The organism is Agarivorans sp. 2_MG-2023, from assembly GCF_030548085.1.
Taxonomy (GTDB): domain Bacteria; phylum Pseudomonadota; class Gammaproteobacteria; order Enterobacterales; family Celerinatantimonadaceae; genus Agarivorans.
The window spans coordinates 1-15079 of record NZ_JAUORQ010000003.1; the positions used below are offsets into that span (position 1 = coordinate 1).

The window sequence follows — 15079 nt, forward strand, 5'->3', positions numbered from 1 at the left end:
GCGCGTGGAAGGATTCGAACCTCCGACCGCCTGGTTCGTAGCCAGGTACTCTATCCAGCTGAGCTACACGCGCGTTGAAATCGATGGCGGTGAGGGAGGGATTCGAACCCTCGATAGGGCTACAAACCCTATACTCCCTTAGCAGGGGAGCGCCTTCGGCCACTCGGCCACCTCACCGCGATTTCGGATGCAGATATTACTGCTTCCAAAAATATAGTCAAACCTTTTTTACCACTTTTCTCTTGTTCGTTCAGCTTTCGAACAGTTCGCTGCCTTTTTGTTAGCTAACAGCTTAAAAGCTAAGCGGAGACTGCAAACACTATAGATTACCCAACATCAAAATAGCTTGAGCAAAGCCCTAAAAAATAAAAGGAAGCCAGAGGCTTCCTATAGTCAAATCATGGCGATAAAACGTGCGCTTAGGCGCTGGCGTTTTTCTCGGCTTGAATGCGCATGTAAATCTCTTCACGGTGCACAGATACTTCTTTAGGAGCGTTCACACCGATACGTACTTGGTTTCCTTTCACGCCCAATACAGTAACTGTTACTTCATCCCCAATCATCAACGTTTCGCCTACACGGCGAGTCAAAATTAGCATTCATTATCTCCTTAAATTCGTTTTCTTGTTCTTTAGCGACTTATCAAAGCTATTATTTTTCTGCTATTAGCGTATAGACTAGCTTGTTTAAGCCAAAGAGTCATCATTATTGCTCTAGGTTGTATGCACTATGCAATGCACGCACAGCCAACTCTAAATACTTTTCGTCCACTACCACCGATACTTTGATTTCAGAAGTCGAGATTAGTTGCATATTTATCCCCTCATCACCCAAAGTTTCGAACATTGTTTTCGCTACGCCAGGGTGATTCATCATCCCTACCCCAACGATAGAAATTTTCGCCAGTGAATCTTTACCTTGAACTTCACGCGCGCCCAACTTGTTAGAGGTGTCCTCTAGCAGCTCTTTAGCTCGCTTGTAATCGTTACGGTGAACAGTAAAGGTAAAGTCGGCAGTATTGTCGCCCATAGAGTTTTGGATGATCATATCCACGTCGATATTAGCATCACCAATTGGGGCTAAAATAGACGCTGCTACAGAAGGTTTATCTGGCACACCCAAAATTGTTAAGCTTGCTTCATCGCGGTTAAACGCAATGCCTGAAATTACGGGTGACTCCATTTTATTTCCCTCATAACTGATTAAGGTACCGTTACCTTCAGTGAAACTAGATAAAACACGTAGCGGCACATTGTACTTGCCAGCAAACTCAACTGCGCGGATTTGCAAAACCTTAGCGCCAAGGCTCGCCATTTCGAGCATTTCTTCAAAAGTAATGCTTTCAAGGCGGCGCGCTTTAGGCTCAACCCGTGGGTCAGTGGTATAAACGCCATCTACATCTGTATAGATTTGGCACTCATCGGCTTTTAAGGCCGCAGCAATCGCTACTGCGGTGGTATCGGAACCACCTCGACCAAGCGTTGTTATGTGGTTCTCTGGACTGCGCCCTTGAAAGCCTGCAATAACCACCACTTTATTCTGCTGCAAATGTGCTTGAATGTTGTGATCGTCAATACTAGTGATACGCGCTTTACCGTGGGCGTTGTCTGTATGCATGCGAATTTGATCGCCTGTCATCGATACTGCATCGCAACCTTTCTTCTGCAAGGCAATACTAAGTAAAGCAATAGTGACCTGCTCTCCCGTCGATACCAGTACATCTTTTTCGCGTTCGGCGGCATTTTCGTCTATTTCATTGGCAAGACCCAATAAACGGTTGGTTTCACCAGACATTGCTGAAAGAACCACAACCACATCATCGCCGGCTGCTTTACTGCGAATAACTCGGTCAGCAACCGCTTGAATACGCTCAAGCGTGCCTACCGAGGTACCACCATATTTTTGAACAATTAGTGCCACTTGCTTTCCTTTTTCTTTAACACTTAATGCCTAGTTGATTACAGCTGCTCGTTTAACCACTCTTTCACTTTCTCAAGTGCAGTTTGTAATCCATCTGGATTAGAGCCGCCTGCTTGCGCCATATCTGGGCGACCACCACCTTTACCCCCAACACATTGGGCTGCAATGTTCACCATTTCACCAGCTTTAACACGAGAGGTTAAATCTTTAGTCACACCTGCAACTAGGCTTACTTTTCCATCGTTTACTGTGGCTAATAAAATCACGCCACTCTCAAGTTTCACTTTTAGCTCATCTACGCTACTGCGTAAGGCTTTACCTTCAACGCCATCTAAGAAGGCAATTAATACTTTCACACCGTTAATAGTTTGTATTTGATCTGCGGCATCATTACTGGCGGCGCTTGCTAGTTTAGCTTTTAGTTGAGCAACGTCTTTTTCAAGCATCTTATTGCGGTCAACTAACTGCATCACTTTTTCGCCAATGCTGAACTGGTCGCCTTTCACTAAGTTGGCTGCTTTTTCCATTTCTTCAGCAATACGGTGTATTAGGTCTATTGCGAACTGTCCCGTTACCGCTTCAATACGGCGAACGCCCGCTGCAATACCAGCTTCGCTGGTAATTTTGAAGAAGCCTATGTCACCGGTATGGTTAACGTGGGTTCCGCCACAAAGCTCTGTAGAGAAATCGCCCATGCTAACAACACGAACATCGTCATCGTACTTCTCGCCAAACAAAGCCATAGCCCCAGCGTCTTTAGCCTGGTCAAGGTTCATAACTTTAGTTATTACCGGTAAATTACGGCGAATTTGCTGGTTAACTAAATGCTCAATTTGGCGGATTGATTTCATCGAAACAGCTTCGAAATGAGAGAAGTCAAAGCGTAAGCGCTGGGCCTCTACCAGAGAACCTTTCTGAGTAACATGTTCGCCTAAGGTTTGGCGTAAAGCAGCATGTAATATGTGCGTGACCGAGTGGTTTAACGCCGTGTTCCAACGTCGGCGAGAATCTACTTTAGCCTTAACGACTTTTTGTAAACATAAGTCACCGCCTTGTACATAACCTTTATGCACAAAAGCTTTGCCTACTTTAATGGTATCTTGCACCACAAAGCTGCCGCCTTCATACATCAGTTCGCCAGCGTCACCAGCTTGGCCACCCGATTCTGCATAAAAAGGCGTTTTATCGAGAACAATAATCGCTTGCTCTCCACTGCTAACGGTTGATTCAGCTTCACCGTCTTTAAACATCTCAACGATTTTAACTTCAGCCTCTAAGTGTTGGTAACCCAAAAACTCAGTTTCGCTATCAATAATTAAGTTATCGTTGTAGTCAGTGCCAAAATTGCTAGCCTGCTTGGCACGTTCTCGCTGTGCGCGCATTGCAGCTTCAAACTCAGCTTCATCAACACTCAGTTCACGCTCGCGCGCGATATCTGCTGTTAAGTCAGCAGGAAAGCCGTAAGTATCATAAAGCTTAAATACCAAGTCGCCAGGAATTACCGAACCTTCGAGCTCATTTAAGGCTTCGTCAAGAATCATTAAACCGCGGTCTAATGTTTTTGCAAATTGCTCTTCTTCAAGCTTAAGAACGCGCTCAATAACTGGTTGTTGAGTACTAAGCTCAGGATAAGCCTCGCCCATTTCAGCGATTAGGGCTGGTAATAGTTTGTAGAAGAAACCTTCTGTTGCACCTAATTTATTGCCATGGCGAACAGCGCGACGGATGATCCGGCGTAGTACGTAACCACGACCTTCGTTGGCGGGCATAACACCATCAGCAATGAGGAAGCCACAAGAGCGAATATGGTCTGCGATTACTCGCAGTGATTTGTTTTCCAAATCGCTGGTACCAATAATGTTGGCCGCGGCAGCAATTAGATTCTGAAAAATATCGATTTCGTAGTTTGAGTGCACGCCCTGCAAAATGGCAGCAATACGCTCTAGACCCATACCAGTATCTACTGACGGGTTAGGCAGTGGCTCCATGCTACCGTCTGCTTGACGATTGAATTGCATGAATACAACGTTCCAGATTTCGATGAAACGATCGCCATCTTCTTCAGGCGTTCCTGGAGGTCCGCCCCAAATGTGTTCGCCGTGGTCGTAGAATATCTCGGTACATGGACCGCACGGTCCAGTGTCACCCATTTGCCAAAAGTTATCTGACTCAAACTTCTTCTCTGGAGATTTATCACCGATACGAATAATACGGTCTTTAGGCACACCGATTTTGTTGGCCCATAAATCAAACGCTTCGTCATCGGTTTGGTAAACCGTAACCAACAACTTTTCTTTAGGTAACTTGACCACATCAGTTAAGAATTCCCAAGCGTAGCCAATAGCTTCTTCTTTGAAGTAATCCCCAAAGCTAAAGTTACCTAGCATTTCAAAGAATGTATGGTGACGTGCGGTATAGCCAACATTTTCTAAATCGTTATGTTTACCACCGGCACGTACACAACGTTGAGAGGTCGTAGCTCGTGAATAGTTACGCTTATCAATGCCTAGAAATACATCTTTAAATTGATTCATACCCGCATTGGTAAACAGTAAGGTGGGATCGTCGTGAGGAACTAACGAACTACTGGCAACTATTTGGTGATTTTTGCTGTTAAAGAAGCTTAAAAATGCATTTCTTACTTCAGCTGAAGTCATCTTCATGAATCTATTTCCTGGGGGTTTGTAGCAACTCGACATCGTGGTAAAACTCGGGGTTACTCGTCGATAAGCGCTAAAATAGGTGAAACCGTAATTAATCGCGACAATATATCACGCAGACCCATGCAGGCAAAGTGTTGAGGGCTTATTGCTGTTGTAGTTCGCTAAATAGCGTATTGATTAACTCAAAGTCAAAACCGCGGCGGTATAAATATGCAGTACATTTTTGCTTAAGTATGCGGTCAGAAGGGAGACCTTGTTTAAACTTTCGCTCAAAACATAAGGTTAAGCTTTGATACCAATCCCATTCAGGATCAGCCAGGACCTGATTAGCTAAGTCGCTATTGATGCCTTTGCTTTGCAGGTATTGTTTTATGTAATTACGCCCGTAACCTCGAGCTAATCTAGCGCGAGTTAAAGAACTAGCGTAGTTACGATCGTTAAGCCAAGCATTTTCAATGGCATAGTTAATCGCATCTGCAATTTCAGCTTCTTGGTAGTCCTTTTGTCGCAATTTCTGCGACAATTGCTGCTGACTATATGAACGCCTTGAGAGCAGATCGATGGTGGTGTGAAGTGCGCTACGATTGGTCATAATAAAAAGGAGCCTTTCGGCTCCTAATCAATTTATGCTTCTTGATCAGCCGGAGTTTCAGCGGCTGTATCTTCTTCAACAACTTCGGTGTTGTTAAGCAGGTTGTTACGAATCGTCATTTCAATCTCTTGAGCAACTTCTGGGTGCTCCTTCAAGTAATTTGAAGCATTCGCCTTACCTTGACCGATTTTGTTCCCTTTGTAAGAGAACCAAGCACCAGCTTTATCGACCAATTTTTCTTTTACGCCCAAATCAACTAACTCGCCGTAACGGTTAAAACCTTCACCGTACATGATTTGGAACTCGGCTTGTTTAAATGGTGCAGCGATTTTATTTTTAACCACTTTAACGCGAGTTTCGTTACCAACGATCTCATCGCCACTTTTCACAGCGCCGATGCGACGAATATCCAAACGTACAGATGCGTAAAACTTCAGTGCATTACCGCCAGATGTAGTTTCTGGATTACCAAACATTACACCAATTTTCATACGGATTTGGTTAATGAAAATACACATACAGTTGGTTTGCTTAAGCGTACCAGTTAACTTACGTAATGCTTGCGACATTAAACGTGCCTGCAGGCCAACGTGGCTATCACCCATGTCACCTTCAATTTCAGCTTTAGGGGTTAAAGCTGCTACCGAGTCAATTACAATCATGTCAACGGCACCAGAGCGCGCTAGCATATCGGTAATCTCTAGGGCTTGCTCACCAGTATCAGGTTGAGATACTAATAAGTTGTCTACATCTACACCAAGCTTTTTGGCATAAATAGGGTCTAGGGCATGTTCAGCATCAACAAACGCACATACCTTGCCTACTTTTTGAGCTTGAGCAATGGCTTCTAAGGTAAGAGTAGTTTTACCAGAACTTTCAGGACCATAGATTTCTATCACACGACCCATTGGCAAACCGCCAGCGCCTAAGGCAATATCAACGGATAAAGAACCTGTAGAAATGGTTTCGATATCCATGGTACGGTTGTCACCAAGCTTCATGATTGAGCCTTTACCAAATTGTTTTTCAATTTGGCCTAGGGCCGCAGCTAATGCCTTTTGTTTGTTCTGATCCATATCGCCCTCGTAGGTGCTTTTAACTATCTTAATGACCAGTAGTATACTGGGTATTCATACAGTATCAAGTTTATTCCAGAAAATTCATAAAAGAGTTTTGCCTATTCGGCTGACAGCTTTTATCCTTGCTGCTTCGTTTAGCCATTAACCGAGTAGTTCGATAAGCCCCATGACTGAGACAAATCTAGAAAAACACACTCCTATGATGCGCCAATACTTAACGTTAAAGGCTCAACATCCCGAGATTTTATTGTTCTATAGAATGGGCGATTTTTACGAATTGTTTTACGACGATGCCAAACGCGCATCTGAGTTAATGGATATTTCCTTAACAAAACGTGGCCAGTCTGCTGGCACACCTATCCCAATGGCAGGCATTCCCTACCACGCTGCAGAAAACTATTTATCGCGCTTGGTTCAATTAGGTGAATCAGTCGCTATTTGCGAACAGATTGGCGACCCGGCTACTAGTAAAGGGCCGGTGGAAAGAAAAGTTGTTAGAATTATCACACCAGGCACGGTGAGCGACGAAGCCTTACTGGAAGAGAAGCAAGATAACTTGTTAGTCAGCGTGATAAACCAGCAACAACAAATTGGTCTTGCTTATTTAGATATTGCCAGTGGCCGATTCGTAATTAATCAATTTACCGGTGAACAACAGCTACAAGCCGAATTACAACGCTTAAACCCTGCAGAACTGCTCTACCCTGATGACTTCGAGTTTTACTCGGAGCTGCAAGCATACAAAGGTTTACGCCGCCGTGGAGAATGGGAATACGATTTAGCTACCGCACAAAAAGTGTTAAATCAGCAGTTCGGTACTCGGCACTTAGATGGTTTTGGGGTAAGTGAATACCCGCTAGCCCTTTCAGCAGCGGGTTGTTTAATGCAGTATGTTCAAGATACCCAACGCACTGCCCTACCGCATATCAATGCAATTATCGTTGAGAGCCAAAATCAGTTTATTCAACTTGATGCCACAAGCCGTAAAAACCTCGAGTTAACCCGTAACCTTGCTGGCGGCTACGAAAACACCCTAAGTTCAATATTAGACCGCAGCTCCACTGCCATGGGAAGCCGCTTGCTAAATCGCTGGTTACACCAGCCTTTAAGCAACCAGCAACAAGTGAGTGCGCGCCAAGATTGCATTGCTGAAATACTAGAAACCGACCTTTATCCTCTAGTGCAAACTGTGCTTAAGTCGATTGGCGATATAGAGCGAATATTGGCCCGCTTAGCCCTTCGCTCTGCCCGACCGCGTGATTTAGCGAGGTTGCGTAACGCCTTTAGTTTACTACCAGAACTGCAATCTTATTTAAGTTCTACACAAGCGCTAGCGCCAATAGCTAAAAATATTGGTGAGTTTCCCGATACCTTAGCCTTATTAGAGCGGGCAATAATTGATAACCCTCCTGTGCTCATTAGGGATGGCGGAGTGATTGCACCAGCTTACCATCAAGAGTTGGACGAGTGGCGAGACCTAAGCGAGGGAGCTACTCAGTTCTTAAAAGACATAGAACAACGGGAACGCGAACAAACTGGGATCGCCAACCTAAAGATTGGGTATAACAAAGTACACGGTTTTTACATTGAGGTAAGCCGCCTTTATTCCGAACAAGTACCTGAGCACTATATTCGCAGGCAGACGCTAAAGAATATGGAACGCTACATTATCGCGGAACTTAAAGAACACGAGGAAAAAGTGCTCTCTAGCCAAGGTAAAGCTTTGGCATTAGAAAAGCGGCTATATGAGGAACTGTTAGATTTGCTCATGCCAAGTTTGAGCAATATGCAGCGTAGCGCTCAAGCAATTGCTCAGCTTGATGTACTGTGTTGTTTAGCCGAGCGAGCGGAAAGCCTAAACTGTGTACGCCCTCACTTTAGTGAACAATCAGGAATTAGTATTGAGGGTGGCCGACACCCAGTGGTTGAACACGTAAACGATACTCCGTTTATTGCGAACCCTGTAACGCTTGCAGAAAAGCGCAGACTGCTGATTGTAACAGGTCCAAATATGGGCGGTAAATCTACCTATATGCGCCAAACCGCACTGATATGTTTGATGGCTTACATGGGAAGTTTTGTGCCAGCAGAAAGCGCAACGCTAGGCCCCATCGATAAGATTTTCACTCGTATTGGCGCGTCAGATGATTTAGCCAGTGGCCGCTCTACCTTCATGGTGGAAATGACTGAAACCGCCAATATTTTGCATAATGCCACAACCAACAGTTTGGTATTGATGGACGAAATTGGCCGTGGAACCAGTACCTATGATGGTATGTCTTTGGCTTGGGCGGTAGCACAAGCCCTAAGTAAAATAGAGTCGCAAACACTATTTGCTACTCACTATTTTGAGTTAACCCAATTGCCAGAAATCCTAGACGGTGTGGCTAATGTGCATTTAGATGCCGTGGAGCATCAAGATACAATCGCCTTTATGCACCAGGTTCAGGAAGGGGCTGCCAGTAAAAGTTACGGCTTACAAGTTGCTGCATTAGCTGGAATTCCTAAGGCTGTAATTTCACAAGCTAAACGTAAGTTAAAACAGTTAGAAGCGGCTAACCCTGCACCGGTAGATACCCCAAGCATTCCAGAAAGTGACTTAGCAGCTCAATTAAGCATGGACTTAGGCAGTGTTGAAGAACACCCGATACTAGATCAACTGCGTAATTTGGACCCAAATGAATTGTCGCCACGAGCGGCATTAGATTTATTGTTTAATTTAAAGCAGCAAGCAAATAGTTAACAGCACCAAACGAAAAATAAAAAAGGAAGCCTAAGCTTCCTTTTTTATTTGATGACATCACTAGACTTTAAATAGTGAGTCTATAGATAGATTTTGCAGCGACAGTATGTCACGTAAGCGGCGTAATGCTTCCACTTGAATTTGCCTTACTCGCTCGCGAGTTAAACCAATTTCTCTGCCCACATCTTCCAAGGTAGAGGCTTCGTAACCTAACAACCCAAAGCGGCGTGCTAATACTTCGCGCTGTTTGCTATTAAGCTCGCCTAACCAACCGACAATGCTATTTTTCATATCATCATCTTGGGTTTTGTGTTCTGGGCCGTGATCGTTTTCATCAGAGATAATGTCTAATAATGCTTTATCGTTATCACCACCAATCGGGGTATCAACTGAGCTAATGCGCTCGTTTAAACGAAGCATTTTAGTCACATCTTCTACTGGACGGTCCAGTGTTTCTGCAATTTCTTCTGCAGTAGGTTCGTGGTCTAGTCGATGAGCCAGTTCCCGTGCAGTACGAAGATACACATTCAACTCTTTAACCACATGAATAGGCAAACGAATTGTACGAGTCTGATTCATAATCGCTCGTTCGATAGTTTGGCGGATCCACCAAGTAGCATAAGTTGAAAAGCGGAAACCACGTTCTGGATCGAACTTTTCTACTGCGCGAATCAGACCAAGGTTCCCTTCCTCGATTAAATCCAGCAGAGCCAAGCCGCGGTTGTTATATCGTCGTGCTATTTTAACTACTAAGCGCAGATTACTTTCAATCATTCTTTTACGCGCGGCTTCGTCACCTCTAAGGGCACGTCGGGCGTACAGAACTTCTTCTTCTGCGGTAAGTAAAGGTGAGAAACCAATTTCGCCAAGATAGAGCTGAGTAGCATCTAAACTCTTGGAAACATCGGCTTGCATGATGTCGTCTTTGTTAGCTTTTTTGTCAACCTTTGCGCTTTTAGCATCGCCAGTTGAAACACTTTTTAGTTTTACAGCAGTTTTTACTTGGGTCATAGCATAACCTCCCTGAACAAGACCTGATTGCTGTTATTATTATGTGCAATCTAGGCTAGAGTGCCGGTAGATATTTCTTTGGATCTACTGACTTTCCTTTGAAACGGATTTCAAAATGTAATCGCGTATCGGTTGTTCCTGTATCGCCCATATCGGCGATATGTTGCCCTACTACTACTTGCTGTTTTTCTTTTACACGTAAACGACTGTTATGTGCATAAGCACTTAAGTAATCGTCATTATGCTTTATTATTATAAGTTTTCCGTAACCTCTTAACGCGCTGCCCGCGTACACCACTCGACCCGGTGCTGAAGCTACAATTTTCTGCCCTTGGCTGCCGCGAATATCAAGGCCTTTATTGCCATTCTCTTTATTAGAGAAACCTTTGATAATTCTGCCTTTTGTTGGCCAAACCCAGCCTTTAACTGGCCCTGTTTGGCTGCTTACTACAACCTTAGGCGAGTTTTTAGCGTATGCCTTTGTTGACGTTGATTCAAGTTTTTTTGACGATTTCTTAACATCTTTAACTTGCGGCTTCACAGTTTTATGCTTATTCGTTTTAGCTTTGCTGGTTTTAACACTGCTAGCTTTCAAATTAATAGTTTGACCGACATAAATTGTGTAAGGAGCTGGAATATTATTTCTTTTTGCTAATTGTTTGGGGTCCAGCCCAGCTCGCCATGCAATAGAGTATAAAGTCTCGCCTTTTTTAACTTTATACTGCGAGCTGTTTAACACGCCGCGTGTATCTGCGTTATACACACCAGCATCGGTTACTGGCGCAGGACCACCTTCTCGACTACATCCCTGCAGTAAGCTAATGGCTAATATGAGGCAAACATAACGCAGATAAACCATTCAGTTAACGCAGTAGCAAATAAGCCACTACTGCTAACACAACAACTGCCCAACCAAGAATTTCAACATACTTACGTAATTGAGCTTCCATTTTGGCGCCGCCCCACTTCATTAAACCAGCAACCAAGTAAAAGCGTAATCCTCTACCGACCAAAGAAATCAGAATGAAAGGAATAAATGCCATGTTTAGAATGCCTGCAGTCAAGGTAAACACTTTATAAGGCACTGGCGTAAAGCTGGCGACAAAAATAACCAATACGCCCCACTTTTCAAACCATTCAAATGCAACATCCATTTTGTGTTGATAACCTACCGACTGAATCAGTGGCTCTACCACTGGCTCATAAAAAAACTGGCCGAGCGCATAACCTAAGGCAGCACCGAGTACCGAGAAAATAGTGGCCAGCATAGCAAAACGCCAGGCTCTGTTTGGACGTGATAAAGCCATGGGCGCTAACATTACGTCAACAGGGATCGGCCAAAAAATAGATTCGATAAAACTCATGCCCGACAAATATCGAACGGCATGGCGATGCTCAGACCAAGTCATCACTTTGTCGTATAAGGCACTAAAAATTTTCACGCTAATTCACCATTAATTAAAGGAACAAAACGCACAGGCTCTAAATTGTGTTGAGTAAAACCTTGTGCTTGTTTTTCGATTTGGACAAGTGTTTGTTGTTGCTGTTGCTCACCCACCGGAATAATCATTCGGCCGCCAACACTTAACTGCGCAACAAGCGCCTCTGGTATAGCAGCAGCTGCAGCAGTAACGATGATCGCATCAAACGGACCTTTGCTTGACCAGCCTTTCCAACCATCGCCATGTTTTGTTGCAACATTATGTAAATCCAACAATTTTAAGCGTCTTTTAGCTTGAAACTGCAGGGTTTTAATACGTTCAACTGAATAGACTTGGTCAACCAGCGATGCTAATACCGCTGTTTGGTAACCTGAACCGGTACCAATTTCTAGTACTTTCTTAGGGTTAGTTTGCAACAGTATTTCGGTCATTTTTGCCACAATGTAAGGCTGAGATAGCGTTTGCCCCTGACCTATTGGCAGAGCTGTGTTATCCCAGGCTTGATGAGCTAAGGCTTCATCAATGAAATATTGTCGTGGCAATTTAGCGATGGCGTTTAACACAGCGGTATGTTGAATTCCGTGTTGACGCAGTTGATTAACCAATTTCAAACTATTCGGGCTTTCGCCAAATTGCATTACCTTGCCTCCCAATCCTTGATCCAAGTATCTAGTTTGCCAATAAAGCTGTGTGCTGTCATATCTATCGTTAATGGTGTGATAGAAACGTAGCCTTCGGCGACTGCCGCAAAGTCGGTTCCTTCGCCGGCATCTTGCATTTCACCCGGAGGACCCAGCCAATAAATATCGTGGCCTCTAGGATCTTGTTGTTTCACCATGACCTCCGCGCGATGACGACTGCCTAATCGCGTTACCTTAAAGCCTTTGATTTCTGTCAAAGGTAAATCAGGAACGTTCACATTAAGAATTTGGTTGCTTGGAAGCGCATGCTCGCGCAATTGCGCTAACAACTTTAAGGTTACGCTAGTGGCGCTGTCATAGTGTTTTCCCTCTCGCCCCACCAAAGACACTGCAATAGCAGGAAGCCCTAAATTACGCCCTTCCATGGCCGCAGCGACGGTTCCCGAATAGAGTACATCATCACCTAAATTAGCACCTGCGTTGATCCCTGCAACAACTATTTCTGGTAACTCATCGACTAACTCATTAATCGCTAAGTGAACACAATCGGTTGGCGTGCCTTTTACTGAGATGGTATGTTCATCGAGATAAACAATCCGCAGCGGATCTTCAAGAGTTAAAGAGTTACTCGCGCCGCTGCAGTTTCTATCGGGTGCAACAGTTAATACTGGTGAAATCTGCTTTAACGCTTGAGCCAAACATACAATACCCGGCGCGTATACGCCGTCATCGTTACTCACTAATATGGTCATTGCCTTCGCCTTCACAATTAACAATTTCACGCAAAATACTTGTGGCGTAATTGCCGGCGCTTAAAAAGAAGCTCAGCACTAAATCATTACCCTCAGCTTTAAATGAAAAGTCTTTTGGACGAAGAGCTAATGCGCGACGCTCCATTTTTAAGCCAGCTTCTGCGAGACCTGAGACTATTTCCGGATAGGTCGCTAACACGGAGTTCTCGAACTCTAAGGCTTTGTCTTGGCTGGCTAAATTACCCTTTCCAACCATGGGGGCAGACAACTCTATTTCACCTTGCTGATAACGTTCTACAATGTCTTGGTCTGCTTGTTCGGCGACAAAGTGTGCATTGCTCGTAGCAAATTTCATCACATCGCCGTTTAATACCTGAGTGAACAAATGCTGCTCAATGCGTTGGCTAATAGCATGATTGAAAACCAAACTGCGCGCGGCAGATAAATACATGCTGCGTTTTTCTCGGCTACGAATTCGTTTGCCAGCAAACATGCTTAAAGCATTATCAATATTGCTGGCACCACGGCCAAATCGTTGAGACCCAAAATAGTTAGGTACACCAGATTCGGCAACTTTGCTTGCTCGCTCTAAAGCTTGCTCAATATCCGATACGTCTCGTAGGCGAATCACAAAATTGTTACCCGACAAAGAACCACGCTTAAGTTTGCGGTTGTGCCTTGCAGTTGCAAGCACTCTAACCCCTTCGCCTAACTCTTCAGGTAACGCAACATTGTCCTTGCCCGGTATTTGAATACTAAACCATTGGGTGGTGACCGCATGGCGATCTTTTAGGCCTGCATAGCTAATAACGTTGGGGTTTACCTGGCAGGCTTCTGCTAGCATTTTTGCTACCCAAGAGGTGTTTTCGCCAGTTTTTTCAATCTTCACCAACATATGCTCGCCGTCACCACTGAACTCGAACGGCAGCACTTCATCAACTTTAAAATCTATGGCGTGTTGCTTGAGCAAACCACTACAGCTCGGTTTACCGTGCAGGTAGTTAAGCTGCGAAATAAGCGTTAAATAATCACCCATTTAAATACTCTCCAATAATACAACCGCATGACTCGATATCCCTTCTTTACGCCCTTCAAAACCAAGTTTTTCAGTGGTAGTGGCTTTCACGTTCACTTGGTTAATGCTGGCATGTAAATCTTCGGCAATATTGAGGCGCATTGCTTCAATGTGCGGTGCCATTTTTGGGGCTTGGGCAACAATAGTTAAATCGAGGTTGGCTAACTTATAACCTCGCTGAGTAATTTGTTCGACAACTCGGCGTAACAAAATGCGGGAATCTATCCCCGCATACGCTTGGTCATTATCAGGAAAATGATGTCCTATATCACCTAACGCTAGCGCTCCTAACAAAGCATCACACAAAGCATGTAAGGCAACATCGCCATCAGAGTGAGCAATAAAACCTTGCTCATAAGGAATTGCCACGCCAGCAACTACCAGAGGCCCTTGACCACCAAATTTATGTACATCAAAACCGTGCCCAATGCGAATACTCACCCTACTACCTCTTTTTGTTGTTGCTGACTTAAATACCACTTGGCTAAGGCCAAATCTTCAGGGCAAGTCACTTTAATGTTGTCACTACGACCTTCAATAATACTCACAGGCTGTTCCGCCCATTCCATAGCAGACGCTTCATCAGTGATTTTTTCACCAGCAGCCATAGCATTGCTGATGTTTTGTTTTAGCGATTGAACCAAAAACATTTGTGGCGTTAAAGCGTGCCAAAGTTGCTCTCTTGACACAGTGTGTTCAACTTTACCATCAGCGCTTCGCTTCATGGTATCGCGCACTGGGCTGGCTAATATGCCGCCATGCTGATGTTGCTCGCAACTTGCGATAAGTAAACTAATGTCTTGATGAGTAATACAAGGCCGTGCTGCATCATGTACCAATACCCACTCATCATCATTAATGGTTTGTAGACCTGCAAGTACAGAGTCTGCTCGTTCATCACCACCTTCAACTGTTTGAATGCTTGGAGAACAGGCAATTGATAGGTCTTTAAACCAACGATCATTTGGATGGAGAACTACAATCACCTTCGCGATAGCAGGGTGACTGAGAAAAGCAGCAGCGGTTGTTTCAAGAATTGTTTTCTCACCCAAAGACAAATACTGTTTTGGGATACTTGCTTGCATGCGACTACCAATACCTGCCGCTGGTAGCAATGCAGTATATTGCTTAATAGAAGAAATCATTTATTAGTGATACTCG

The 15079-nt window shown here is 44.3% G+C and carries 14 protein-coding genes and 2 tRNA genes; 1 reads left to right on the plus strand and 15 read right to left on the minus strand.

The window, feature by feature from the left end:
* The 7 genes from Q4549_RS05020 to recA all read right to left on the minus strand — a co-directional run bounded on the left by Q4549_RS05020 (position 1) and on the right by recA (position 6251).
* A tRNA-Arg gene (locus Q4549_RS05020) sits at positions 1–73 on the minus strand.
* An 11-nt stretch (positions 74–84) separates the two neighbouring features.
* A tRNA-Ser gene (locus Q4549_RS05025) sits at positions 85–177 on the minus strand.
* A 242-nt stretch (positions 178–419) separates the two neighbouring features.
* Positions 420–599 carry a carbon storage regulator CsrA gene (gene csrA / locus Q4549_RS05030; RefSeq protein ID WP_137671596.1) on the minus strand — a complete coding sequence of 60 codons (180 nt, stop codon included), beginning with the start codon at positions 597–599 and terminating at the stop codon, positions 420–422.
* A gap of 106 nt (positions 600–705) precedes the next feature.
* Positions 706–1920 carry an aspartate kinase gene (locus Q4549_RS05035; protein ID WP_137671597.1) on the minus strand — a complete coding sequence of 405 codons (1215 nt, stop codon included), beginning with the start codon at positions 1918–1920 and terminating at the stop codon, positions 706–708.
* 38 nt (positions 1921–1958) lie between these two features.
* The gene (alaS, locus tag Q4549_RS05040; RefSeq protein ID WP_303549747.1) at positions 1959–4583 is read right to left on the minus strand and encodes an alanine--tRNA ligase; all 2625 of its coding nucleotides are present in this window, start codon (positions 4581–4583) and stop codon (positions 1959–1961) included.
* 142 nt (positions 4584–4725) lie between these two features.
* Positions 4726–5175 carry a regulatory protein RecX gene (locus Q4549_RS05045; RefSeq protein ID WP_303549750.1) on the minus strand — a complete coding sequence of 150 codons (450 nt, stop codon included), beginning with the start codon at positions 5173–5175 and terminating at the stop codon, positions 4726–4728.
* 32 nt (positions 5176–5207) lie between these two features.
* Entirely contained in the window at positions 5208–6251 is a 1044-nt protein-coding gene (recA, locus tag Q4549_RS05050) for a recombinase RecA (protein ID WP_303549753.1), read from the minus strand.
* Between the two features lie 169 nt (positions 6252–6420).
* Between recA and mutS the strand changes: the two genes are divergently transcribed.
* Entirely contained in the window at positions 6421–8997 is a 2577-nt protein-coding gene (gene mutS / locus Q4549_RS05055) for a DNA mismatch repair protein MutS (protein ID WP_303549756.1), read from the plus strand.
* Positions 8998–9057: 60 nt separating this feature from the next.
* Here the strand turns inward: mutS and rpoS are convergent, their stop codons facing one another.
* The 8 genes from rpoS to ispD are packed head-to-tail and all read right to left on the minus strand — an operon-like array spanning position 9058 to position 15063.
* Positions 9058–10008, minus strand: a complete 951-nt coding sequence (rpoS, locus tag Q4549_RS05060; protein ID WP_303511265.1) for an RNA polymerase sigma factor RpoS — start codon at positions 10006–10008, stop codon at positions 9058–9060.
* A gap of 55 nt (positions 10009–10063) precedes the next feature.
* Entirely contained in the window at positions 10064–10867 is an 804-nt protein-coding gene (locus Q4549_RS05065) for a peptidoglycan DD-metalloendopeptidase family protein (RefSeq protein ID WP_303549759.1), read from the minus strand.
* A 4-nt stretch (positions 10868–10871) separates the two neighbouring features.
* On the minus strand, positions 10872–11450 hold the full coding sequence (locus tag Q4549_RS05070) for a YqaA family protein (RefSeq protein ID WP_303511260.1): 579 nt from the start codon (positions 11448–11450) through the stop codon (positions 10872–10874).
* Complete coding sequence (locus Q4549_RS05075) at positions 11447–12088, minus strand: protein-L-isoaspartate(D-aspartate) O-methyltransferase (protein ID WP_201798666.1); 642 nt, start codon at positions 12086–12088, stop codon at positions 11447–11449. Before Q4549_RS05075 ends, Q4549_RS05070 begins: the two co-directional genes overlap by 4 nt.
* Positions 12088–12843 (minus strand): 5'/3'-nucleotidase SurE, encoded by a 756-nt coding sequence (gene surE / locus Q4549_RS05080; RefSeq protein WP_303549761.1) that lies wholly within the window; start codon positions 12841–12843, stop codon positions 12088–12090. The genes Q4549_RS05075 and surE overlap by 1 nt, the downstream gene beginning before the upstream one ends.
* The gene (gene truD, locus Q4549_RS05085) at positions 12824–13879 is read right to left on the minus strand and encodes a tRNA pseudouridine(13) synthase TruD (protein ID WP_303549764.1); all 1056 of its coding nucleotides are present in this window, start codon (positions 13877–13879) and stop codon (positions 12824–12826) included. Before truD ends, surE begins: the two co-directional genes overlap by 20 nt.
* A complete protein-coding gene (gene ispF, locus Q4549_RS05090; RefSeq protein ID WP_303550570.1) occupies positions 13880–14353 on the minus strand; it encodes a 2-C-methyl-D-erythritol 2,4-cyclodiphosphate synthase in 474 nt (157 codons plus the stop codon). It abuts the gene before it with no gap.
* Positions 14354–14355: 2 nt separating this feature from the next.
* Entirely contained in the window at positions 14356–15063 is a 708-nt protein-coding gene (ispD, locus tag Q4549_RS05095) for a 2-C-methyl-D-erythritol 4-phosphate cytidylyltransferase (protein WP_303549767.1), read from the minus strand.
* Positions 15064–15079 lie beyond the last annotated feature (16 nt).

Excerpts from the sequence above, each read along its gene's own strand:
- recA (WP_303549753.1), bottom strand. The coding sequence starts at position 6,251 with ATGGATCAGAACAAACAAAAGGCATTAGCTGCGGCCCTAGGCCAAATT.
- mutS (WP_303549756.1), top strand. The coding sequence starts at position 6,421 with ATGACTGAGACAAATCTAGAAAAACACACTCCTATGATGCGCCAATAC.
- Q4549_RS05075 (WP_201798666.1), bottom strand. The coding sequence starts at position 12,088 with ATGCAATTTGGCGAAAGCCCGAATAGTTTGAAATTGGTTAATCAACTG.
- Q4549_RS05065 (WP_303549759.1), bottom strand. The coding sequence starts at position 10,867 with ATGGTTTATCTGCGTTATGTTTGCCTCATATTAGCCATTAGCTTACTG.
- rpoS (WP_303511265.1), bottom strand. The coding sequence starts at position 10,008 with ATGACCCAAGTAAAAACTGCTGTAAAACTAAAAAGTGTTTCAACTGGC.
- alaS (WP_303549747.1), bottom strand. The coding sequence starts at position 4,583 with ATGAAGATGACTTCAGCTGAAGTAAGAAATGCATTTTTAAGCTTCTTT.
- csrA (WP_137671596.1), bottom strand. The coding sequence starts at position 599 with ATGCTAATTTTGACTCGCCGTGTAGGCGAAACGTTGATGATTGGGGAT.
- ispD (WP_303549767.1), bottom strand. The coding sequence starts at position 15,063 with ATGATTTCTTCTATTAAGCAATATACTGCATTGCTACCAGCGGCAGGT.
- surE (WP_303549761.1), bottom strand. The coding sequence starts at position 12,843 with ATGACCATATTAGTGAGTAACGATGACGGCGTATACGCGCCGGGTATT.
- truD (WP_303549764.1), bottom strand. The coding sequence starts at position 13,879 with ATGGGTGATTATTTAACGCTTATTTCGCAGCTTAACTACCTGCACGGT.
- Q4549_RS05045 (WP_303549750.1), bottom strand. The coding sequence starts at position 5,175 with ATGACCAATCGTAGCGCACTTCACACCACCATCGATCTGCTCTCAAGG.